This window comes from Anaplasma platys (assembly GCF_012790675.1).
GTDB lineage: Bacteria > Pseudomonadota > Alphaproteobacteria > Rickettsiales > Anaplasmataceae > Anaplasma > Anaplasma platys.
The window spans coordinates 1,169,647-1,192,309 of sequence record NZ_CP046391.1 but is presented as its reverse complement, the minus strand read 5'-3'; the positions used below and the strand labels follow the sequence as shown (position 1 = coordinate 1,192,309).

At 45.8% G+C, this 22,663-nt stretch carries 19 protein-coding genes and 1 pseudogene; 8 read left to right on the top strand and 12 right to left on the bottom strand.

Translation table 11 applies throughout. From position 1 onward, the window contains the following. A partial coding sequence (locus tag ANPL_RS04650) for a hypothetical protein (protein WP_169193561.1) occupies positions 1 to 860 on the bottom strand: 860 nt, incomplete at its 3' end. Positions 861 to 1,505: 645 nt separating this feature from the next. Between ANPL_RS04650 and ANPL_RS04645 the strand changes: the two genes are divergently transcribed. Then, positions 1,506 to 2,306 (top strand): hypothetical protein, encoded by an 801-nt coding sequence (locus ANPL_RS04645; RefSeq protein ID WP_169193560.1) that lies wholly within the window; start codon positions 1,506 to 1,508, stop codon positions 2,304 to 2,306. Between the two features lie 208 nt (positions 2,307 to 2,514). Here ANPL_RS04645 and ANPL_RS04640 read toward each other — a convergent pair whose 3' ends face one another. Then, positions 2,515 to 3,390: a hypothetical protein gene (locus tag ANPL_RS04640; RefSeq protein ID WP_169193559.1), complete on the bottom strand. Its 876-nt coding sequence runs from the start codon at positions 3,388 to 3,390 to the stop codon at positions 2,515 to 2,517. 179 nt (positions 3,391 to 3,569) lie between these two features. Then, on the bottom strand, positions 3,570 to 5,078 hold the full coding sequence (gene murJ / locus ANPL_RS04635) for a murein biosynthesis integral membrane protein MurJ (protein WP_169193558.1): 1,509 nt from the start codon (positions 5,076 to 5,078) through the stop codon (positions 3,570 to 3,572). Between the two features lie 85 nt (positions 5,079 to 5,163). Between murJ and lgt the strand changes: the two genes are divergently transcribed. Next, positions 5,164 to 6,000 (top strand): prolipoprotein diacylglyceryl transferase, encoded by an 837-nt coding sequence (gene lgt / locus ANPL_RS04630; RefSeq protein ID WP_169193557.1) that lies wholly within the window; start codon positions 5,164 to 5,166, stop codon positions 5,998 to 6,000. Between the two features lie 130 nt (positions 6,001 to 6,130). Further along, positions 6,131 to 6,331, top strand: a complete 201-nt coding sequence (locus tag ANPL_RS04625; protein ID WP_169193556.1) for a hypothetical protein — start codon at positions 6,131 to 6,133, stop codon at positions 6,329 to 6,331. A gap of 380 nt (positions 6,332 to 6,711) precedes the next feature. Here ANPL_RS04625 and rpsT read toward each other — a convergent pair whose 3' ends face one another. Next, positions 6,712 to 7,002 carry a 30S ribosomal protein S20 gene (gene rpsT / locus ANPL_RS04620; RefSeq protein WP_169193555.1) on the bottom strand — a complete coding sequence of 97 codons (291 nt, stop codon included), beginning with the start codon at positions 7,000 to 7,002 and terminating at the stop codon, positions 6,712 to 6,714. 124 nt (positions 7,003 to 7,126) lie between these two features. Continuing rightward, complete coding sequence (locus ANPL_RS04615) at positions 7,127 to 7,789, bottom strand: lysophospholipid acyltransferase family protein (RefSeq protein ID WP_169193554.1); 663 nt, start codon at positions 7,787 to 7,789, stop codon at positions 7,127 to 7,129. Between the two features lie 138 nt (positions 7,790 to 7,927). Between ANPL_RS04615 and def the strand changes: the two genes are divergently transcribed. Both def and ANPL_RS04605 read left to right on the top strand, forming a co-directional pair. After that, entirely contained in the window at positions 7,928 to 8,512 is a 585-nt protein-coding gene (gene def / locus ANPL_RS04610; protein ID WP_338022648.1) for a peptide deformylase, read from the top strand. 251 nt (positions 8,513 to 8,763) lie between these two features. After that, positions 8,764 to 9,573 carry a uracil-DNA glycosylase gene (locus ANPL_RS04605; RefSeq protein WP_169193552.1) on the top strand — a complete coding sequence of 270 codons (810 nt, stop codon included), beginning with the start codon at positions 8,764 to 8,766 and terminating at the stop codon, positions 9,571 to 9,573. Positions 9,574 to 9,744: 171 nt separating this feature from the next. On the opposite strand, the gene ANPL_RS04600 is transcribed toward ANPL_RS04605, so the two are convergent. From ANPL_RS04600 to uvrB, 3 genes are all read right to left on the bottom strand, one after another. Further along, on the bottom strand, positions 9,745 to 10,071 hold the full coding sequence (locus ANPL_RS04600; protein ID WP_169193551.1) for a hypothetical protein: 327 nt from the start codon (positions 10,069 to 10,071) through the stop codon (positions 9,745 to 9,747). Between the two features lie 33 nt (positions 10,072 to 10,104). Beyond that, positions 10,105 to 10,281, bottom strand: a complete 177-nt coding sequence (locus tag ANPL_RS04595) for a hypothetical protein (RefSeq protein WP_169193550.1) — start codon at positions 10,279 to 10,281, stop codon at positions 10,105 to 10,107. Positions 10,282 to 11,247: 966 nt separating this feature from the next. Continuing rightward, the gene (gene uvrB, locus ANPL_RS04590; protein WP_272899053.1) at positions 11,248 to 13,221 is read right to left on the bottom strand and encodes an excinuclease ABC subunit UvrB; all 1,974 of its coding nucleotides are present in this window, start codon (positions 13,219 to 13,221) and stop codon (positions 11,248 to 11,250) included. Between the two features lie 64 nt (positions 13,222 to 13,285). On the opposite strand from uvrB, the gene secD reads away from it, so the two are divergent. The 3 genes from secD to ANPL_RS04575 all read left to right on the top strand — a co-directional run bounded on the left by secD (position 13,286) and on the right by ANPL_RS04575 (position 16,845). Beyond that, on the top strand, positions 13,286 to 14,785 hold the full coding sequence (gene secD / locus ANPL_RS04585) for a protein translocase subunit SecD (protein WP_169193548.1): 1,500 nt from the start codon (positions 13,286 to 13,288) through the stop codon (positions 14,783 to 14,785). A 29-nt stretch (positions 14,786 to 14,814) separates the two neighbouring features. Next, entirely contained in the window at positions 14,815 to 14,961 is a 147-nt protein-coding gene (locus ANPL_RS04580; protein ID WP_169193547.1) for a zinc-finger domain-containing protein, read from the top strand. 279 nt (positions 14,962 to 15,240) lie between these two features. Continuing rightward, positions 15,241 to 16,845: a hypothetical protein gene (locus ANPL_RS04575; protein ID WP_169193546.1), complete on the top strand. Its 1,605-nt coding sequence runs from the start codon at positions 15,241 to 15,243 to the stop codon at positions 16,843 to 16,845. Positions 16,846 to 16,918: 73 nt separating this feature from the next. On the opposite strand, the gene ANPL_RS04570 is transcribed toward ANPL_RS04575, so the two are convergent. From ANPL_RS04570 to ANPL_RS04795, 4 genes and pseudogenes are all read right to left on the bottom strand, one after another. Further along, positions 16,919 to 18,064 carry a P44/Msp2 family outer membrane protein gene (locus tag ANPL_RS04570; protein WP_169193545.1) on the bottom strand — a complete coding sequence of 382 codons (1,146 nt, stop codon included), beginning with the start codon at positions 18,062 to 18,064 and terminating at the stop codon, positions 16,919 to 16,921. 295 nt (positions 18,065 to 18,359) lie between these two features. Continuing rightward, entirely contained in the window at positions 18,360 to 19,847 is a 1,488-nt protein-coding gene (locus ANPL_RS04565; RefSeq protein ID WP_169193544.1) for a UbiD family decarboxylase, read from the bottom strand. A 950-nt stretch (positions 19,848 to 20,797) separates the two neighbouring features. Further along, on the bottom strand, positions 20,798 to 21,643 hold the full coding sequence (locus ANPL_RS04560) for a P44/Msp2 family outer membrane protein (RefSeq protein ID WP_236822827.1): 846 nt from the start codon (positions 21,641 to 21,643) through the stop codon (positions 20,798 to 20,800). Positions 21,644 to 22,342: 699 nt separating this feature from the next. Further along, positions 22,343 to 22,663: pseudogene (locus tag ANPL_RS04795) on the bottom strand (hypothetical protein); the annotation flags it as partial.

Below are 22,663 nucleotides of genomic sequence, written 5' to 3'. Positions count from 1 at the left end.
GCAGATTCCGCTGTATCCCCAACAGTTTGCTCTTGTCCTTCTAATGAAGATTCAGTACCGTCTCCTAAATTCTCACCTTGCTCCTGGACACCAAGGCCTTCGGAGTCGCCGTCTTCTTTCTCTGCATCCACCCCGCTCTCAGGTCTGGGAGCAGATTCCGCTGTATCCCCAACAGTTTGCTCTTGTCCTTCTAATGAAGATTCAGTACCGTCTCCTAAATTCTCACCTTGCTCCTGGACACCAAGGCCTTCGGAGTCGCCGTCTTCTTTCTCTGCATCCACCCCGCTCTCAGGTCTGGGAGCAGATTCCGCTGTATCCCCAACAGTTTGCTCTTGTCCTTCTAATGAAGATTCAGTACCGTCTTGAGAACCAGCTTCGCCAGAGACATCAACTCGCACAGGCTCGTCGATCTTGATAAAGAATCTAACAGTCACGTCTTGCAGGTCCTTCGCCAACAATCCTGCAATGTCATCTCGCACCAAACCTTCTGGTGGCGCATATGAACGATCATTAGGATCTGGCGTCAGGTAGTATTCTTCGGTAACGCTGTTATAGGACCCAGGACGTTCCGCCACCAGTTGTCCGTCCGGGGTTTCGGCAATGAAATAAATCCTTCCCTCAATAACGTCGTTGATACTTGCCAAAGCATCCTCATAGCGGCCAGCAAGGGAACTTATGAACAGGGCCATCTCCCCAGCTTCCCACACGCCAGTTACTGCCCGACACTTGTCTTTCAGGTATTCTCCATTGCTGCCCTTGTCGCATGCGGGTGTAGAAAAATAACCGTAGGCACCTTCGGTAATCCCGTCGCTACCTATGTGATGGCCACCCACACCTATATCTATGCCTATATCGCCCATATGCATCCCTCACTTGCTATCTCAACTCACAACTCAAACGTGTACTTCGGCACCAAAACCGCATGCAAACGAGAAAAACACCAAAAACTTGTTACAAGCTAGCTATACCCGCACCTGACATGCAGCTGGAACACCGAGAGATACCACAATTACAACACGTGTACGTGCGGTATCACAAATTAAACTAGAGAAACCTGAAGGGCAACACCTTATTTATTCACAGTATGTTAATACATGCAAAAACATGCTGCACCCGTTCACACAGTATGTTGCATACAGGTTAGAAAATGCTTCCGCACTATTTTCTAAAGAGCAGCAATCTGGCATTAAGCACACAAAACTACGGATGCCTAAGACTGGCTGAGCTAAGAATTACACGTTCACAAGTGAACATGTTCTCCGTGACGTATAGCACACACCGCAAAATTGGCGGGATTTTTCGATAAAAGGAGAAACAGTATTGCTAATGCGCGATGGTAGAAAAAATCCTGTGCAACATCACTAATTTTGATACACACTCATGGGGCGAGGATGTATTGGAGACCCTATATAACACGCTGTAAGACAGGACGGATTTTGCTTTACAAAACTCCACCCCGTGTATATGTTGTAGCGCAAATGTAGTTTGTTCCATAGGGTCTATTTATGATACTTGATGATTTCCAATATGCGACTGTAAGCGCAACTTATAGTGGTGCAACCACGGGTTGTGGTTACGGTTTTGACACTGGAGAGCTGACATACGGTGAGTCTTTCCAACCTCGTGTCTACTCGGGCAGCGATGAGGAACATGTTTCTCGCGCTTATGTTAGCACAGATGTCAAGGATGGTTGCTATAAGACTGTAACCTTGGAAGCAGTTACCAGAGGGGGCGAACATCCGAGTGTATCTCTGGAAGGTTTGTACTTGTCAGAAGGCAAATCTCAAGGGTTTGAGACAGGTGAGAGCACTAGTGGCGCTCCTGTACTTTCTGTAGGGAGATTCTTTTACATTGGCAATATTGGCGACTTATCTAAAACAGAACTTAACGAAAGTGGTCTGGTACTCTCAGCTTCTACAGAAGATTACACCATAACTGTCACACTCACCAAAGAGTCTGCAGCAAGCCGTGAGGTACAACAAACTGATGACACTGAAGAACGTACTAGTGATGCGGAAGGCACAGAAGTGAGCGCAGCTGACACTACTGAAACAAAAGTTGTAGAAGGCACTAGTCAAGACGTGGAAGCCGACGGTACTTCCGGAAAGGAAGCTGATGCTAAGGTAGAGGAAGGCTCATCAACAGACGATGAACCAAAGGCTGAGGAAGAAGTTGTGGAAGGCACTGGTCAAGGCGTGGAAGACGACGGTACTTCTGGAAAGGAAGCTGATGCTAAGGTAGAAGAAGGCTCATCAACAGATGATGAACCAAAGGCTGAGGAAGAAGAAGCTACTGTTCAAGCGTAGTAACTGGAGCACGCAGCTGTAGTTGGGTTGTGTTGTTGTGAGAAAAAAGGCGCCAGGGGTTGACTGCTGCATAAGCAGCTTGCCTGTTAGGCGTCTTTTCATTTTGATACATCTTATAGGAATTTGGCCTATTTCGATCAGTAGTCGTGTTGCTCCTCTCACACCGCGTATCTGTGAAACACGCGGTCGAAAAAGTACCTCTAAGCTGCTACGTGAGTGAGTTACGAATGATCTTATCGAGTTGTCCAGAAAAGTCTTTGCTGAGCTTTGCAAATCCTTTTGTAAGAACCGACGGCAAGGCAGAAAATTCGCCGCTTCCCTTAAGGGCAGCAGTAAGCTTGCGCTTTATAGTTTCGTTTAGTTCCCGATTGCGTATACCAACAAGAATATCCTCTATGGTCAGTGCAGCGTCCTTATACCTACTCAACGGGTGGGTCACAGGATACCGCGAAATATTCCTTACTGTACGCAGTTCATTAGCCGTCACATCTGCAAGCGCCATATCCATCAACTGTGAGAGAACGCCGGAGTTATTGACAATAGCACCTGCCTTGTCGAGAGCCAAACTTAGAGCTTTAAGTGCCCCACATATGCTACCACTGGGTGTTACGTGAATTGAGCGACTTATGCTGTCCACCTCCACACTACTCACAGCCCCATCACGATTTAGCTGACTTACTAATTCGCGGAAGCCCTGTGCACCTGGATTAACGTAACGCTCTGTTACTGGTGCAAGATCTATAGCGTCATGAGTTACCGAAACAACAAATGTTGGTTTATCATTGACACAACGCAAGACCAATTTGTCCTCGACAGGCAGGTTGGTAGCTATCTGTTCTAACATTGCCCCCAGAACGCTATCTCCCGTAGTAAACCCATGTCTTATCATGTGGTTTATCATTACACTTACACTACTAAAGGTGAACTCCGTAGTCTCGGGAGTAAGCACCACACGGTTGCCCCCTTCGTACTTGATGTGCACACTGTCGGGAAATATAGCCCTAGAAACAATGCTTTCATCCAAAGTGGTGCATTTCTCCTTAAAATCCCTCACGTGCTCTTTATGGGCAAAACCCAAAACCACACGGGTTCTATTTATACTTGAATATGTTATCACCGTTACTTTGTGTAGGTTGTCGAGCTACAGCATTGTGAGTAATTTTTATTAAAAAAATAATAATTCAATAGGACAATACGCCCTTAAAAAACTGAAAATCAGCGGAGTATCGTGATCACTGTGACGCAACACCTCACACACTAAAGTTAGATGTCACCAACTGAGATTTGCTGTCGAAATATTCCACACAGTGTAAAAAGATAAACAGCAACCCCCACAGCCAACAGGAGCACGATAACAACTATCTTTATAAGGGCACCCTGGAATAAGTATGGCGCCAGAATCGCACTACACATCCCTAACACGACAACCATAATTGTTGCCGAGAGAAAGACGAACGAAAGTTTATTGATCAGCACATCGCTAAACTCATACAAATTGCGTGCCCGCAAATAGATCATCAGAAAGATAGCATTCAACCACGTGCCCACAGCACTACCGACAGCAATACCGACCGATCCCCAAAACCGCATCATTACGTATGAAACGGCACCACTAGCGCATAGGGAAGCAACAGCAAATATTGCTGGGATACCAAATTCGCCCCTAGCATAAAAAAACATGAGAAGAATTTTGCACACAACATACGCAGGCAATGTAGTGGCAAGGACAGACAAGATGGGAGCTGTGTTCCCCACAGCCCAATAGTCAAATTGTCCATAGTGGAGTAATGCCAGCAACACTGGTTCCGCCATTGCTATAAGAACTGCAGCAGAAGGAACTATAAGGGTAAGACCCAAATCTAGAGCCTGGTTTTGCTTCTCTATCATTTTCCTTGTGTCATCACCACGTGCTAATTTAGCTATGGTAGGCATTAAGACAACGCTCATTGAGATGCCTACTAACGACTGGGGTAACTGGTTTACCCTATCTGAATAGTAAAAGTACGTTATCGCACCGGGAATGGCACTGGCAAATATTGTATTAACCCACACACTCAGCTGCGATGCACAACCACTCAACAATGACATTCCCGACCGCTTGAGGAAAACCCTCATCTCCTCGTCAACCCTGGGCCTAACCAACTTAACCGAAATGTTGCGCCTTTTGACGGCATATAGCGCCATACCAAACTGGATGACGCCTGCACAAGAGACCCCAACCGAAAAATTGTATACCGGCAGGCTCCAGTGCGGACAAAGGGCACTGACAATCATGCAAACATTCAATATCACTGGAACGAGCGCGGTGATATAGAAGCACTGATGGGTCTGCAATATGCCACCGATAACGGAGGTGATCGCGACAAAGAGCATATACGGTAGCATTATCCTGACAAGCTCAACAGTCAGACCAAACTTGTAGGTACTACCTAAAAACCCCGGTGCAAATACACTTAGGAACTTGGGAGTAAATACAAACAGCAAAAAACAGAGCAAGAGAAGAAAAACCAAAAGACCAGTAAACACCTGGTCGGCAAACCTCTGCGCCTCTTGAGTATCTTGAAGTTTTTTGGAATATATAGGAACAAAGCTCATACTCAGGACACCCTCAGAAAAATACGTCCTGAAAAGCGCCGGTAACCTGAACGCCGCCAAAAACACATCAGAAAGCCCTTGTGCTCCCAACGTATACGCAATCAGCATATCCCTGGCAAGGCCGAGAATTCGCGACAGCAACGTCACGAAGCTAAACGTGAATATTTTCCCTAGCATAGTTTGACTTTATGTGCAAGATTCCAACAGCGCGTTGAAACCTATATTCGACCGCCGACCGGATTATACGAAGTAGTGTGTCTGTATGTCAATTTGTTTGAGTGCACAAAACGCAATAGAGTGGCTGATTAGCATAGACCCCGTTGCCCTGAAGATTGGGTTGTTTGAGATTCGTTGGTATGCTCTGGCATACCTGCTGGGAGTTTTGTTTTTTTATTGGCATATAGGCAAAGTAGGCCGATTCCTCCCCGAAAGAAAAGATTTCGTAGAAGCATTGCTATCCTGGCTAATTGTAGGAGGCATTTTGGGAGGGAGGGCGGCATACGTTTTTATATACCACCCAGGTTTTTATCTTGAATTTCCTACAGAAATCATAAAGCTCTGGCATGGGGGAATGTCATTCCATGGAGGTGTAATAGGCGCTCTGCTAAGCATGTCCATAGTCTGTAGAAGATACCAGGTCTCCTATCTACACGTTCTAGACCTTTTCACCTGCGCTGCTCCACTAGGAATATTTCTCGGAAGAATCGCCAACCTGGTAAACGGCGAGCTTTATGGAAAAGTGACAAATATGTGTCTCGGCGTAACATTTCCTGATGCAGAACCAGCACTTACGCGACACCCCACTCAAGTTTACGAGGCCATTTGCGAGGGCTTGCTGCCGTTAATTTTCATGAACGCACTCCTGAAATTTACCCCGCTTCCGCAACGCCCAGGAGTATTGGCTTTTACCTACTGTGGCTGGTACGGTCTTGTAAGGTGCATGATTGAAATCTGGCGCGAGCCTGACTATGAATTGGACCTACCAGTAAGCCTGTCCATGGGACAAATTTTGTCTATCCCCATGATTCTCGGTTCGCTGATTATGCTGTTCATAATTATCAAAAAACACCGCAAACACACTAATGTTTCTGCTGAGTAAGTAGAGATGTTAAATCTCAAAATTGCAGCGAAGTGTTTAAAAGCGTGGATTTTGGGTATTGTGTAATAATTGTGATAGGGCTAGTATGCGGTGTATAGCAATTTAAGTTTGTGTCTTTTTGGTCATAAGATTGAAAAAACCCAGCAAGTATGTATCTGATATAGTGTCAGGAAAAAGTGAGGCGCCTTTACCACTGAAGCAGACCTTGTATCTGAAGCTCAGCGACCCACCCTTGAGTCCAGACTCGTATATGAACGACATAGATCTAGTTTCTTCTCAATACCCCGAGCAAGAGGAGCTTTGTTGCGCTGAGGAAAAAGTAAAGGAATAAAGAGCATTACCACTGCAGCTTTCGTCCAGCTGCGGGCTAGCGGAACTCACGCGCTCAGAGTGATCAAGAGTGGAAAACTTCAAGCGACACACACAGAAACGGATGGTTACTCCGCAACGCACAACACACAAAACGGGTCCCACAGTGTCGTGCTGCATAACTACCAAAACCCAATGCTCAACTGTCATCAACACGCGGGGATACGGCGCAAGACGCTGCAAATAAGACCACACCGCACAAAAAAGCTTACAACCACTACTGCTGTGACAGCACGCACGCAAATGTCACAGTAGCCCACGAAAGCACACAGCTCGGTGAAACCACAACACACCAACGGAAAGCGTACCCATCTGGAGTACAAAAATATAAAGAGGCAGGGATTACCCCTCCTGCTGAAGCCTTGCCAAATCGAACTGCTTCAACTTAGCAGCAAGGGACTTCACCTTCCGAGCAGCAGTATTCCTATGGAATATCCCCTTATTCACGCATTTGTGGATGTTTGACTCAGCCTTACGAAATGCCGCAACCGCGTCTTCTATAGGACTATCAGCGGCAAGCACTGCCAAAAAAGCCTTCACTGAGTTGCGAACCCTACTTTTCCGAACACGGTTAGACAACGTACGCCTTGCAATAACCCTCATCATTTTCTTAGCACTAGAATGGTTTGGCATCCCGCATCAATCCCTGTCTTTACAATACCACAACAATCTACAGAAAATATCCCCCGAATGCAAGTACGTTTCCGAGGTTACCGTACTGAGAGCAATACACTGTCCAACAAGGGGATTCACTGGCTCATTGCCAACTCTCACACAAATTCCCCTCCCCTTCGACCATGCTGTTCTTAAATTCTTTCATGAATGCTTTCCTTTCCAAACCAGGCTTTATAGGAGGCATTATTTTTAAAGTAGCCTTTCCGGGTTTCTTGCCCAACGAAATTATTGCACCAGGCCAAAACTTTCCCGTATTGAGCATGACCGGCACTACCGGCACTTGCAACGCATGATATATTGCTGTTATCCCCTCTTGATACTGCTTATCGCTAGGAGCTTCAGTACTTCTCGTACCTGCGGGGAAAAGGGCAATAACTTTTCCGTCTTCGTATTTTTTTCGACATTCCCTGATCATCTTCTTCAAGGCAGCAACTTTTTGGCTTCTATCTATGTACATGGAGCCACAAAGGGTAAACCACAATCCTAGGACGGGAAACTTCTTGAGCTCCTGCTTCAAAATAAAAGACGGACAGTTAAGTTCCACATACAATATCATTGGGTCGAGGGCTGATTGGTGCTCAGCACCTACTATGAAGGGCCCATTCGGCAAGTTTTCTCGTCCAACAACCTCGTACGTAATACCCTCGCAGATTTGACATATCCACAATAATCCCTTCATGCCAACTCTACCTAGCGCACACGCCACTCTACCACGAAAAGACAAGGCAATCGGCAGCGTAATCACAGAAAAAACAATGGCATATAAGGTGGAAAAAATATAGAATGCCAAGGTCTTGTCCCCGCAGTTACATCGCTGTAATGTATGGTAGCAACGCCCCTTGTAATGTAAAGCTGTTTCTATTTCAGGAGAAATGATGTGTCCGTGAGGCCCCTGGTTGTCTTGCCTGATAGTAGGTTGTTCCTTTGTTCCGAGGAAGTACAGAAAACTGACCCGCGCGAGGAGCTTGACGCTCTTGTTACTGATATGTTCGATACCATGTACGCTAATCATGGAATAGGGCTGGCCGCGGTACAAATTGGCGTTCACAAGCGTGTTTTCGTTATTGATCTTAGCGACAGAAACCCCGAGGGAAGGGCTCGTTATAACGAGGAGTTGGGCGATGGTGATGTACACGACGGCTATGTATCGGAGTGCGCTGGTTTGGTAATAATCAATCCCATAATAATCGAGGAATCGCAAGATAACGTGGCTATGGAGGAGGGGTGCCTGTCGGTTCCTGAAGAGAGAGAATCCGTAACGCGTCCAGAGCGCATAGTTCTTGAGTATACAGACCAAAACGGCGCTAAAAAAGTGTTGCGCGCGAAGGGCTTATTAGCTCGGTGCTTACAACACGAAATAGATCATTTGAATGGCACCGTGTTTCTGAAACACATCTCGAAGTTCAAGCGTGATTTAGTGATGGAAAAAATGAAAAAGGCCGCACCACGGCGGGCGCACAACGGCTGAGATTGTCTATACTTTTGCCCTAAGGGGGCCGCTTACAAGCCACCGATAAGGTAGCGTGGCGTTGTCTGCCCCACCAGCGCATGTGCCCTTTCTGCTGCGGGAACATTGCACCAAAGCGGCTGGATAATCCCTGTAGGGCCCAGCATTGGCGTTGAACCTGTGGCCAATTGTGTGTATGTAGGACATGGCCAGTGTCTTGTTAAGCGTGGCATCCTTCGTACGTGTTTTGATTTCCGTTTTTAGGTGTAGTTATGACTGAGCATAGTAACAGACCTGATAGCACCACAACAGCAGAGCTTGCTGAGACTTTAAAGTTTTTTCATGATAGTGGAGCAACCAGCATATTACACGACACGCTGCTCGATGATAGCGAGCTGCCAAAAATATCGCCTGCTAAAGACAAAGCGAGAAAAAGAGCGGCGAACAATGCGGGCATTCTGCATTGGGTAACAGAAGCAAGCGATACAGCATGCAAGTGCGAAAACCTTGAAGAACTGTGCATAGCAATTCGCGGTTTCGCGGGCTGTGAAATCAAAAAGACCGCACTAAACACGGTTTTTTCTGACGGAAATCCCAATTCCAAGATAATGTTAATTGGTGAAGCGCCCGGCAGCACCGAAGATAGGGAAGGCCGCCCGTTTTGTGGAACTAGTGGCATGCTGCTAGATAAGATGTTCGCAGCCATAAACCTGTACAGAACGACCAACATGTACATCAGCAATTCTGTATTCTGGCGTCCTCCAGGAAACAGAAAGCCTACAGACTTTGAGATCGATGTTTGTAGACCGTTTGTAGAAAAGCATATTGCCCTGGTCAATCCTGACATCGTCGTTATGGTAGGGAGCACGGCATGCACTTCTGTATTGAAATCTCACGATAGCATTTCTCGATTGAGAGGGAGGTTTCATGAATACACAAACTGTTTCCTTACCCGCAACATCACTGCAATGGCCATATTCCACCCCGCATATCTTCTGCGCCAACCTGCTCAGAAACGCCTTGCTTGGGAAGATTTAAAAATGCTTAGGTCCTATATCCAAGAGAAACAAAGCGCGATTTGAGTGCGCCATTGGCAGGTACATGGCACTATGGTATGTCTTTGCCCCGCCTCGGGCGCAACCATGAAAAGAACAGAGCCTTGATGAGCATGCATCACAGCATGAGCTCGCACATCACCTGGCTAACTTGTTTAAAACGTTTATTTATGCCTGATCTACGACGGATAACATGCTTCATATAAAGTGATTTGCCCTAGGGTCTGTTGATTTACAGGATTCTTCCATCTCTTTGATACTCCCCACGTATAATGGAAGTAATGCCGACTGCACCTGAGAAAAAACATGGCTGTTTCCTATACAAGGGAGGGGATCATAGTCTGGAAACATGGGTTCATGGTGAGTGCTGTCTGAGTACACTCCCATGATATCAAGGTAGTAATCCATCGTGTAACCTCCATGGTTATGAGATTCGAAACACTCCTGGGCAGCCAAAATCACCGAAGTCATCGGTTGTTGTGCGCGTTCTTTTTCAAAAGTTTTACTTTTTTGCGAAACACACATGCAATGCCGCTGCCCAGAAAACCACAAACTCTTTTACCTTTCTTTGAATAACTCCAGCGACTTTTCTCTTGTCACTTGGCGAGTTTCTTCCTCCAACTTCCTTCTAAAACTCGGAGTAGAGCCATATTTGCTCACATCCACTTTTAGCTGATATCTGTTCGTCTTTCTCTGACTAAACAGGTCTCCTAACACGCTCTTGAAAAATTTCATATTTGTCTCCTACTGTAACAATAATTTGGTCTTCCGTCGTCTGAAGGACATGACTGACACATTGCACAACTTCGCGACATGGCCAACAGCAGCAGTGAGTTTCGCTGTTGCTTTGCCATGCTCCGCTACGGAAGGGTTTAACGGATAGCACCAACAATTTGGCCGCTCGGTGTAGAGCAGTTACTTCATAGTACAAACAATCTCTTCCTCCCATCACGGATCGATTACGCTCAAAGCAAACCATGAACAACCACTGCGGCTAAGCAAGACAGCACGGGATCTGGACACCAATAAGGTGCCAGCACGCAAGACTAATCTTCAATATCCCAACTTCGAAGCTGCGCGGCACGCCAGGGACTTACCTCTTCCACTCACGCGGACTAACCATTTCTGGAAAACTTCGACCAGCACCACTAAGTACGAGTGCCTCATAGCTCTGCACTGCTGTAAAGAGGTTTTATCTCACCCAGTAGCAGAAAGCAGTAACTGGTGTTTTGAAGCGAAAATATGTGCTTGCGTGTCATAGGTTGCACTATGAGGTACTCCTTCAGTTATCCATAAATTTATACCCAAAGCCACACTCGATTTGCTTGTAGCCACACATGCTCAAACCTTTCGCATGTAGCTTTGAGTCTTTAACGTTAAATTGTCGTCGTAACACCAAGAAGACCAGCCAGCAGCCTCCCTAGAGGCAACTCTCCGACGTTACACCACCCTTAATGTGTTGTTAAGTGAGGCAAGGAAAAGGCCTACAACACAGTTTCCTATGGCTTTTGAGCTTGGGGAAGGTCTAAAACACAAAACAAGGAACGTGTTGCAATAGAATGCTGCACGCCTTCTATTCCCGCTATAGCCGCAAATGCTTTAGTACAATTTGCCGCCGTTATAGCACCGCAGGTCAAAACGACGTCGCCTTTTTAGGGGGGAAAACTAAAGAAAGCGTTAAGGGGAACAAACGCCAGTAAACTACGTCAGGCTGTTGAACTCGCCACGTTCGCTCATAAGTTTATCGAGCTTCTTGCGAATTTCTATAGCCTTTTCAAACTCCAGATTTTCTGCGTGAAGCTGCATCTCCTTCTGCAACCTAGCAATATCCTCCCCGGTGACAGTGATCTTTCCAGGACGCGTTTCGCTCTTTGCCGCAACCCTATCTTTGAGACTAGTTAGAATCGATTTGCTAATCCCTCGAGGAGTGATACCGTGCTTTTTATTATGAGCCTCTTGAATGGCACGACGCCGATTAGTCTCTTCCAATGCCGATTGCATAGATTTGGTAACCTGATTGGCATACAGGATAACTCTTCCTTGTACATGCCGTGCGGCGCGGCCAATGGTCTGAACCAGCGCCGTCGACGACCTGAGAAATCCCTCCTTATCGGCGTCCAAAATACCGACAAGGGCACATTCCGGAATGTCCAGCCCTTCGCGCAGAAGGTTGACCCCGATTAAAACATCTATCTCCCCGGATCTGAGGCTGCCTATTATCTCTATTCTTTCAAGCGTTTTGACGTCAGAATGCAAGTACGCAACTTGCAAACCCACTTCTCGCATGTATTCTGCAAGATTTTCCGCCATTTTTTTTGTTAGCGTAGTGATCAAAACCCTCCATCCTTGGTCAACCACTGCGCGACTTTCGCACACAATATCAGCTATCTGTCCGTCTGCCTTTTTGATTGTGCATACTGGGTCGAGAAGTCCAGTAGGTCTGATTATTTGTTCCACCACAACTCCATTTGCCCTTTCTATCTCATAGGGGCCGGGAGTTGCTGAAACATAGACAATGGTGGGCTTGCGACTTTCCCACTCCTCAAAGGTCAGAGGCCGATTGTCGAAGGCTGACGGCAGACGAAAACCATGATTAACCAGGTTTGCCTTCCGCATCCGATCGCCGTTATACATGCCCCTAATCTGCGGCACCGTAATGTGGCTCTCATCGATAAACATCACCGTATTGGGTGGTAAATAGTCCAGCAGAGTGTTGGGTGGGTCCCCCGCTGCCTTACCACATAAATATCGAGAGTAATTCTCAATACCCTTACATGTGCCAGTTTCTTTGAGTAGTTCCATATCAAATCTGGTACGCTCTAGTATTCTCTCCGCCTCAATAACTTTGTTATTCCTGCGGAAGCGGAGTACACACTCCTGAAGTTCTTCCTCTATTTTTGACAATGCCTGCATTAAGGTGGGACGAGGTGTGACATAGTGACTATTTGGAAAGACCTTTACCTTGTCCAGATGGGAAGATACCTTCCCCAGAACATTATCAACTTCCTGAATAGATTCAATCTCATCACCAAAAAAAGATAAACGCCAAAAATGGTCCTCATGGGTAGAGGGAAAAATTGTGACAATATCGCCCTGCACATTAAAGGTACCCCTAACACAGTTCGCACTTTTTTTGTACTGCAACTCAACCAGCTTATCTCTTAGATGGCAGATATCTATACGCATACCCACGGTGAGAGGTAGAATCATTTCGGAATAGAGCTCAGGAGATCCCAAACCATAGATGCAAGACACACTAGCAACAACAACCACGTCTTTCCTTTCAAGCATGGAACGCGTCGCAGAATGCCGCAACATGTCTATTTTCTCGTTTATGAGGGCATCCTTTTCGATGTAAACATCACTGTGCGGTAAGTAAGCTTCTGGCTGATAATAGTCATAGTAGGACACAAAGTACTCAACAGCATTGTTAGGAAAAAAAGCCCGCATCTCCTCATAAAGCTGAGCAGCCAGTGTTTTATTGTGCGCCAAAATGATAGCGGGGAACTGACCTTTCTCTATTATGGACGCCATGGTAAAGGTCTTGCCAGAACCTGTCACCCCTAGCAGAACTTGCTCTTTGGTGCCACGTTTTATTCCGGAGCAAAGGCTGCGAATGGCAGCAGGTTGGTCCCCTGATGCAGCAAACTCAGAAGTAATTTTTAGTTGACCAATCAAATCACTATCCGGTCCGCCATAGATCTAATATAATGTAGCCGATATTGTGTTGTACTGCAAAATGCATCTGGTAGGTAAGTCCATCGTCACACTTTTGTTGTGTATCCTCTCTGTATATTTTGTGTTACCCAATTTTATGGACTCGAAGTATCTGCTCTCAAAACAAAAAGCGAATCTCGGACTTGACCTTCATGGTGGTACACATTTACTACTAGAAGTGGACTTTAACGAGCCGTTGCGGGAACGGTTGTATAACCTGAACGATGAACTACAGGATTACTTAAAACGCGAGAAGATTGCACACAGCAAGTTGTACGTGAAGGAAAATGCCGTAGTGGTTCACTTAGATGCTGTTGCCGACGTTTCGCGCTTGAAGGATTTCAACGAAAACGTGGTTTTTCGCGGCACGTTTCCACACATCCAGGTGGCATTCAGCGAACCATATAAAAAAGCAATGCTGAAGACCATAATGGCAGACTCCATCAACAATATCCTGCGCCGATTAGATAAGTCAGGAACAAAGGAAATCACCATAAAAAGCCAGGGAGATAATAAAATTTCTCTACAGGTACCTGGAGTGCATAATGTTGATAGCATAAAATCTTTGATTGGAAAAACCGCCAAACTAACTTTTCACCTTCTGGAAAATGTAACTAGCCTGGCAAATATAAATCCAACGACGACCGTGCTGCTTTATGACGCCGAGGGCAATATGTACCCTGTTTTGAAGCGAGTCGAAATAAGCGGAGATTCCCTAATAGATGCCAGCGCAGGGTTAAACAGCGTCGGCAAGCCTGTGGTTCTTTTCAAGTTCGATAGCGCCGCAACAAAGAAATTCGCTGAGATAACCAGGACACACGCGGGCAAGCCCTTTGCTGCCGTGCTTGACAATACAGTGCTTACTGCTCCGGTCATCAGAGAACCCATACTGGGAGGGAATGGTGAAATAAGCGGTAGGTTTGATTTTACCGCAGCAAAAGAGTTGGCCATTCTTCTAAAGTCGGGGGCTCTTCCAGCGCCATTGAAGGTTATAGAGGAGCGAGTTATCGGGCCCAGCTTGGGGGAAAGGTCAATATCTAAAGGAAAGATAGCAACCATATCCTCGGTGCTCGCAGTGTCAGTCTTTGTAATAATGACATACGGGATCCTTGGTTGCTTTGCTGTAATCGGCCTGGTATTTAATATCGTCTTCATACTACTTGCTATGACATTGTTGGGAGCTACTTTAACGCTTCCTGGAATTGCGGGAATAACCTTAACGGTGGGCATGTCAATTGATGCCAATGTCCTGATATTTGAACGCATAAGGGAGGAGTTCAAAAAAACCGGCAGGATTCGTCTAGCAGTTGACAGAGGTTTTAAGAACGCAATGGCCACAATTTTTGATTCAAACATGACCACGCTAATTGTTGCCGTAATTATGCTGGTATCGCAGAGTACATCGGTCAGTGGCTTTTCCGTGACGCTAGGAGTGGGGATACTGTGTTCAATGCTTTCTGCTGTCGCCCTGACCAAGGTGCTGATCGACGTTGGTGTTCACCTAAAAATCATCAAAATCTAGCACAGAGTAATAAGCAATGAGGTCTTTGTATGAGTCACGATGCAGATTCGGGGAAAGTGGTAGCCTGTTCTGGGGCCGATGATAAGGGGCTGTTCTTTGGCCATCCTCAAGTATATGTAAAGATACCACCTGGCGAGTCAGTGCCATGTCCTTATTGCGGAAAAATACTGAGTTGAGACCTGTAAGACATACATTGGCTACGAGGAACCGATATCATTCAAGTAACAGATCGCCGACACTTGTGTGTGCCGGTGCCAATGATCGTTGTGTCAACAACCACGCAACGCTGTGAAGGGAATGAATGAGGTACTGAAGCGCAGCGTTATATTACCAGCACATGAAACAGTGTTTTGATCGGACATTTGTGGTAAAATTTAATACATCGCAAAACGCAAAACTTACCATCCTGCTGCGTCACTGGACTTTTGAATTTAAAAGTTGGGAGGACACTGGATATGCCACGTCATGACGTTGATATTTGTAACGAAATTGTTAGACGGTCGATTTTCTTCTCTGAGGAGCTAGGAACAATTTGCCACGGTGATGTGATTCCGGGAGTCGCTCCTATATCCGAAGTTTTAGATGCTAACCAAGATCTGATGCCGGTTCTATCCTCGACTGATCAAGACTTTAAACAGGCGTTGTTGAGCAGAATTTTTGTTCTATATAACACGAGGCCCGAGGATGTAAGACACAGGACTGCTGCCCTAGTCAATAAGACAAATTTCGCCATCCGATTGATAAGCGCCAAAGCAGACCACGAGGTCATAACCACATGCGGCTTAACAACTGCGCTGCCGCTTTGTCCTGCTGCAGTACTTCCTAGGGATGTTTTGTTGGTTGTGTACGCAAAAAACCTTTCCGTATACTCTTTGGCGGAACAAAAACGCTTATTATCTCAGGGACACATTAAGCAGCAGCTTGTAGACTTAATAGCATCCTTGTCGGGCACCACATCCTTTACACGGCCTTATGGCCAAGATGATGAGCAACACAGGAATAACATTCTTTGTGTGGCACGGTACAACACTGCGGAGAAACCCTTGTTACACCAAGTGTTGGACTCCGTGTTCTACATGGAAAGCAGTGCCCTACTAACAGGAAGAGAACGAGTTCTTCGCTACGTGACCACGATCTTGTTGTTCCCTACGATTGTCATGCCTTTGGCTTGTTTTGTGTTGTTCCTAGGACGACAACACAGAGCCCGGTACGCTGCCGCAAATTTAACCCGCTGGCAGTATGCGCAACACAAACAACGGCTTTCAGCTCTGCGCAGTGTATCGGCCTTGCTGCGAGATGCGTCTTCGCAAACCGCGGTATACAGAGAGTCAATCTTTCAGCTGCTAATCTCACGGGGATATTTGGACGCGACACTACGCCCCACGCCTGAAGGAAAGAAAACAAGTGCTAAACACAATTTGATGCTTGCAACCGCAAACCACCTGCTAACAACAAAACAACGTGTTGCGCGTTGCATATTTTGGACAACCCTGGCACTTACTATAGCAGGTTCCCTTGCCCACTCTGTGCTCATTGCTCTTCCACTAGTAAATGAGACCAGAGCATTTACTGCGTTTGTCACAGCGTCAGTGAGTGGATTGCTGTCAGCTGGGGTTTTTGCATTTCACATACAGAACAAGACTGCAAAGTTCTCTATCATGGGCGTAATAGTGATCGCAGCTATAGGGCTAGCTTCTATTTCTGCTATATTTTACATCAGTGAACAACTCCCTATTGCTCAAAATAAAATATCTGCGCTCACCGCGTTGATAATGGTATGCGCCATGGCGGTGGTAGGTGTGTCATTAATTGAAAACTTGCTGCTGCACAGAAAAGATCGCGCCACTGCTGAAGAACTTGGAATGAGCCTGACTGCTTACCTAGATGTCAAGCCACACCTAGATTATGAGCTCAGAAAGTGCGACGATGATCATATGTTAGCTTCTGCTTGCCTTAACGCTCTACGTGCCGGGGGCGCAGATATTAGACCGTTGCTTCTTGACAACCCAGAAATTGAACAATGCATTGCTCAAAGTGAAACTCCATTACGGGCAGCATAATGAAAGCCCGTATAGGGCTTTCATATAATGGCACTGATGAGGAAATGAATCTAAAAAATCCTACGGCAGAAAACTAGAATAACATCCTACTGCCGAACTCTAAACTTACCGCAGTGTAACCAAAGCTGGCAGTTGCTTCGTTGTTAGAGTTGCTGTAGTGGCTGATATCGTCAACCAACCTCTTAACAGGTATTCTGTCGTATTCCATGCCCTTTATGCCGCTATAAACCGCGCCCGCGTATATTGTAAACTTAGGTGTCAGGCTATAGTCCAAACCTAACTTGAGTTTGTACGAAAATTGGGCGTTAATGTGGCCTTCCGCAACTCCCACTATGCTACTGCCAATTCCCGCACATGTGTAAGGAGACAATCTAAACTTCGTGACCTTGATAGGAAGAAAGTCATAGCACAAATTCGCCGTAAACGACGTATTGTTGATCGAAGTAAGCTCAACAATTTCAGCACCTTCCGCCCCCATCGCTATGGAACGAGTTATTATCCCGTCTGGATCCTCCACACTGTCAATATAGGTGTCGAATACCTCACTATCTTGACGAACCAGCTCGTCACGCGCCGCTTTTACACCCGGAGTTATTGCTTCCTCTTTCTCTGCAAGATGTTTAGCAATGTGCCCTAAAAGTCTGGCATGATGGCCAAAAATCGCCGCCTTGTCGGCACCCAACAGCGTAGGATCCCTGAGGTACTTTATTATCGTATTAACGCCCCTTGATGAAAATTTGGGAAAATGCTCGACTAACCGTGCTGGAACTCGCGTACTTTGAACGGTCACTTCTTTACCCAAAGCAAAAGGAATACCTCCAGCACGCAGTTTTTTTTGTTGGCCCGTTGGTACAATATCAAATTTCACATGGTCAACTTCTAGCTCCATCCTCATACCACGGTGAGAATAGCCAAGCGCACCTTGATAACCTGAGGAACTCTTTTTAAACCTAAATTCAGGATACGTGGCCGTTGACCAGAAAAAGTTCTCAGAGTGTAGCTCTGATACGCCCTGCCTTTTATGATACGGGAATACCCACTTTGTTTCCTCATTTGTTCCAATTCGAAAACCGCTTACATTGCTGATCACAGGACCATAACCCAAGCTCACGTAAAAATGTGCTGTCCCAGGCGTTAGCTGCGCCGCATGTGGCGATACCGCAATCACTCCACTTAACATGGAGACAGCCGCAATTATCGTACCCAAAGGCTTAACCATAAATTATCCTCATTCCTATGAAAATCCCGCATCTTGACTGAAAAATCCATCAAGCTTCCCGTAAATCTGCTTCAGAATGGGTGATTATGCTTAAAAAAGTATTTAATATATTGATTTATCCAAAAAATATAACTAGCTCATGGGATTAATCAACGTATTAGTCAAAAAATTGCGCGGAAACATCATAAGGAAACGATTTGTGCTCCGGAAATAAACTCAAAATGTTTGCTTTTCACAAAGACAGCCCCAAAACCCGAAGAGTGATACCTGGATTGTAGTCGTGGTCCTGACGCGGCTAGTTGTCTTCAAAACCGTATGATCTCCACTTCTTTGTGACCATTTCCACGATATCATCGCACATTTTTACTGGGATCCCCCATTCCCTTTTCGTCTCTGGAGGGATCTTGTTAGTTGCGTCAAATCCTGCCTTGCTACCCAATCCAGATTCTGGCGATGCAAAGTCGAGATAGTCAATGGGAGCTGATTCTATCATAACGACATCTCGCGCAGGGTCCATCCGGGTAGAGATTGCCCACATAATATCTTTCCACTCACGGACATTTATATCGGAATCAACGACAATTACGTACTTTACGTAAGTAAATTGACGCAGAAATGAGAATATTCCCATAATGATACGTCGCGCGTGCCCAGGATATGCCTTTCGGATTGAAACGACCGCTATCCTATAGGAACACCCTTCTGGAGGAAGAAAAAAGTCACATATTTCGGGGAATTGAGCAATCAACATGGGAATTAACAACTCATTCAAAGCTTCTCCCAAAACAGAACACTCATCTGGCGGGCGGCTGGTATATGTGCTTAGATATATCGGGGAAGAACGCATGGTTATCGCAGTTATTTCAAATTTTGGAAACTGCTCCACACTGTTATAGTACCCCGTATGGTCGGAATATGGTCCCTCGTCAAGGTGATCGCTTTGGCTCACCATACCTTCTAACACAATTTCAGCATTGGCCGGGACACGCAAAGGAACTGTGACACAATCAACCAGAGCAGTAGGGCTTTTCCGGAGGATGCCTGCAAACTGATATTCAGACAGCGTATCAGGTACAGGCGCCACGGCCGCTATGGTCGTATACGGATCAGTGCCTATAACCACAGCCACAGGAAAATCACCCCTTCCTTCTGCCACCCACCTAAAATATTGCTGAGCTCCGCCACGGTGCCGCAGCCACCTCATTATCGTAGTTTTTTTATCCACAACCTGCATCCTATACACTCCCAGATTGTAGTTGTCTTCTTTTGCGTCACCAGGGCCACGTGTCACGACAATAGGCCACGTAATAAGCGGTGCGGGCTCGTCAGGCCAGCAGGTTTGTATTGGCAATTTGCCTAAATCTATATCATCATTCCGAATTATCACCTCCTGACACGCTGCTTTACGCACATGAGTATTGCGCGCTGCCAGCACATTACGAAGCAGTGGAAACATGTCCAGCAAATCGCGGAATGACTCCGGAGGCGTAGGCGTCCGAAGGAAAGATAATAGGCGACCAATATCACGCAACCCTTCGGGCTCTGTACCCAGACCGTTGGCAACACGTTTTACAGTCCCAAAAAGGTTCACCAACACAGGTATCTCACTGGGGCCATAATCAGTAACAACATTGGTAAACAGAGCAGCTGGACCACCTGTTTTGACCAGCCTACTGTGGATTTCTGTCATTTCCAGATTTGTTGACACCTCCTCTGTTACCCGAACTGCATCACCACTTTTTTCCAAAAACGCCAAAAATTCGCGGAGGCTTGAAAATGACATACCACACCCATTAGTGCACACTATGTAAGGTAACACACAGCATGTAACGATACTACAACAACAGAGTTTCTCCTTAGCCACATGTACTGCAAAATCCTACTGTTACACGACATAACGCCCTTTTGCATGACTGTTGCGCTTGATTTTTATACCAAAAATCTACAGCCTTTGACGGTCGGTGACTTTTAACTGGAAGCAGCTCCCATGCCAATAACTGTTTTGCCTCGATGCCAATACGCTAGCCGTGACACGGGCAAATTACAAAAACTTCCATTCACGCCCCAACATGTACAGAAAGTACCGACCATATTTGCTGTGGTGTTCTAACAAAAATGGTGCCACAGTTTCTAACCTTAACATTCAGGAGGACGAAAACAGAACTAACATTTGAAACAAACACACTGACCTGCCGAAAGGCCGGCACACCTTTCCTCATGCTGGATTGAACGCGTTTCACCGGTAAAAACCACCTGTTGTTCATGGCCATTTAGTGCTACTTTAAGGCTAAAGCAGCGCACATCATTACTGAAACAAGTTATGGAACGTAAAATACGCAAACACACTACAAGTTCTGCCGGCATATGGAAAGCCTGCACATCCGACCAATGAAGGCAACATGCCCCACACGTCTCACAAAATTATACAGCTCTCACTAGCACAACATTCTGCCATCATCGGTACAAAATGAGAAGCAGGGTGACACCCCAAAGTCCACACCTGCTTCCAAATGCTTTTATCCGTGTCTGCGTTTACTGCGAGAATTGAAAAACCACATGCGGTTGGCAAGAGCTTTCACATGAAATCATGCACTACACACGCGCATTGTGGGTAGACACAGAACACAACACATACGCACGTACTTCTTGTATAGTTATCGACAAATCTCTCATTATCGAGAGCTGCATCATACTTTTTCTGTATGGCATTAAAAGTAGGAAAGCTAATTAGTTCTAGAAAGCGTATCTGAGGCCAACTTCTCCGCCAAGATATGCAATACTCATTTTAGCCTGGGCTGAAGTTGCCTTGGGATACAACGCAGCATGCTCAGGAACAATTACTTTCATTCCTTCATAGTTGCTACCATGCAATGTATGGTAATAACCGCCCAAAAACATTACTACATTGGGAGTGACGTGCACGCCAACACCTATTTTTCCTTGATACCCATGCACTAGCTTTTTGGTCTCAAGTAAATTCAGGGAATTTCCACTCACCCCAAAACACATGTACGAAATTACAGGGTCAGTATTTGCTTTGATGTCATAACAAACATTAAGGGCCACCGTTTCGATACCGATTTTTTTATTTCTCACTACGATATAGTTAGAAGCAGTGATCTCCTCACCTCTTACCAGCGCTGTATAAGATGCATTATCCTCGCGCACAGAGCCTTCACCGCCTCGGACCGGGAAAGTATTCCTCGTTCCCTCAAGTTCTATCCTCCAAGAACCTACGAGAACACCCGCACTGCCGGAAAAGCCAAAATAGTCATTTTCATAGTACGCAGGACGGTATGGGGCAAACGCCAATCTGTCGTTGATATCAGCAGTAGCGTCCCCTCTCATGCTCATTTTTGTTACTGTCATCACATCAGGAACGTATGTTTTACTTTCTGCAACATCAAGGTTGCTAAAGCTTGGAAAACTACTCCTATAACTTCCGCTTACGTAAAAACGATTTGCCTTTACATTGTCCCCATCACAAGAGAAAGCCTGCGGAGGAGCACAAACCATAACACACAGAACAACCTTAGCTGCGGCTCCGCCCAGCCCAGTAATCTTCGTCATTAATTCCATAAATATACCACATTAGTTAGCTTGTTCACATGGGACACGACGCATCGAGACATCGACATAGCTCATGCACTGCAGAACAGCCTTTTAAGGAATAAACATTAATTTATAGCTAATGTAATAGAAGGAGGATTAGGAAACTTCAGGTAACGCCGCGCAAAGCACCGATACACATCTGTAGAGTTTTTTCTATAATGCACTTTTGTCATAATATAGACATATATGTTATGTTTGCACACTTTTATAGGAAATTTCATATAAAATGCTTGTAGAGCATAGAACAAGTGCAAACGTACTTTGTATTTAGCGTACTATTTGAGCCGGATAAAGCCTGTTTTTACTAAAACGCTGCTTTGGTGAAACTTGCAGTGGTTGAGAACAGATCTGATGTGTCCAGAAAATCGAACACCTTATACGTTGCTTCAAGTTTTATGAGTTAGTCAAATTAACGTGTTGTTGCATTGTTTTTGATGCGCAGTTCTAATAAAGTTATGACATAATACACTGCGCCACCGCGTATAAATGAGCCTTAGTATACTATTTATCCTAATTAATAAGAAATTTCCTAAACAAGCGATAACATTGGCATATAAATGGGCACGATACTCTATGTAATGGATCCACATTATCCAACGTTACGTGACTCACACTTTATGTCGAAGAAGTGGAAGGTTTTGAGATCGCAGCATACATTCGCATCACTTATGCTAGGATCTCCACTACCTCACCACCGGATATAGTCCTCGTTAGCAGCCCAGCTACCTTGTTCTTTTCGGCGCTGGTTAGTTCTCTATTCAACGCCGTACTTAGGTCTTCCGCTTTCGCGACGTTGCCGGTCCCGTTAGGCCACGCTTTGCCTTTCTCGTTAGCATCCACGCCAGCCTTCGTAAATAGTTTACTGAACTCCGCGCCGCCGTTGCCGCTGCCAGTCTGCTCGCACTTCCAACTGCCTGCCGCATTGGTAGTGTCCTTCTTACAAACCTTTCCATCAATATCCTTTGCCGATGTGCCAACAGCCTCAGC

What these genes read in the sequence shown, in the direction of transcription:
- ANPL_RS04570 (WP_169193545.1), bottom strand. Translation starts at nt 18,064, where the DNA reads ATGGTTAAGCCTTTGGGTACGATAATTGCGGCTGTCTCCATGTTAAGT.
- ANPL_RS04605 (WP_169193552.1), top strand. Translation starts at nt 8,764, where the DNA reads ATGACTGAGCATAGTAACAGACCTGATAGCACCACAACAGCAGAGCTT.
- ANPL_RS04595 (WP_169193550.1), bottom strand. Translation starts at nt 10,281, where the DNA reads ATGAAATTTTTCAAGAGCGTGTTAGGAGACCTGTTTAGTCAGAGAAAG.
- lgt (WP_169193557.1), top strand. Translation starts at nt 5,164, where the DNA reads ATGTCAATTTGTTTGAGTGCACAAAACGCAATAGAGTGGCTGATTAGC.
- ANPL_RS04580 (WP_169193547.1), top strand. Translation starts at nt 14,815, where the DNA reads ATGAGTCACGATGCAGATTCGGGGAAAGTGGTAGCCTGTTCTGGGGCC.
- rpsT (WP_169193555.1), bottom strand. Translation starts at nt 7,002, where the DNA reads ATGCCAAACCATTCTAGTGCTAAGAAAATGATGAGGGTTATTGCAAGG.
- secD (WP_169193548.1), top strand. Translation starts at nt 13,286, where the DNA reads ATGCATCTGGTAGGTAAGTCCATCGTCACACTTTTGTTGTGTATCCTC.
- ANPL_RS04575 (WP_169193546.1), top strand. Translation starts at nt 15,241, where the DNA reads ATGCCACGTCATGACGTTGATATTTGTAACGAAATTGTTAGACGGTCG.
- ANPL_RS04565 (WP_169193544.1), bottom strand. Translation starts at nt 19,847, where the DNA reads ATGTCATTTTCAAGCCTCCGCGAATTTTTGGCGTTTTTGGAAAAAAGT.
- ANPL_RS04600 (WP_169193551.1), bottom strand. Translation starts at nt 10,071, where the DNA reads ATGTGTGTTTCGCAAAAAAGTAAAACTTTTGAAAAAGAACGCGCACAA.
- ANPL_RS04560 (WP_236822827.1), bottom strand. Translation starts at nt 21,643, where the DNA reads ATGGAATTAATGACGAAGATTACTGGGCTGGGCGGAGCCGCAGCTAAG.
- murJ (WP_169193558.1), bottom strand. Translation starts at nt 5,078, where the DNA reads ATGCTAGGGAAAATATTCACGTTTAGCTTCGTGACGTTGCTGTCGCGA.
- ANPL_RS04645 (WP_169193560.1), top strand. Translation starts at nt 1,506, where the DNA reads ATGATACTTGATGATTTCCAATATGCGACTGTAAGCGCAACTTATAGT.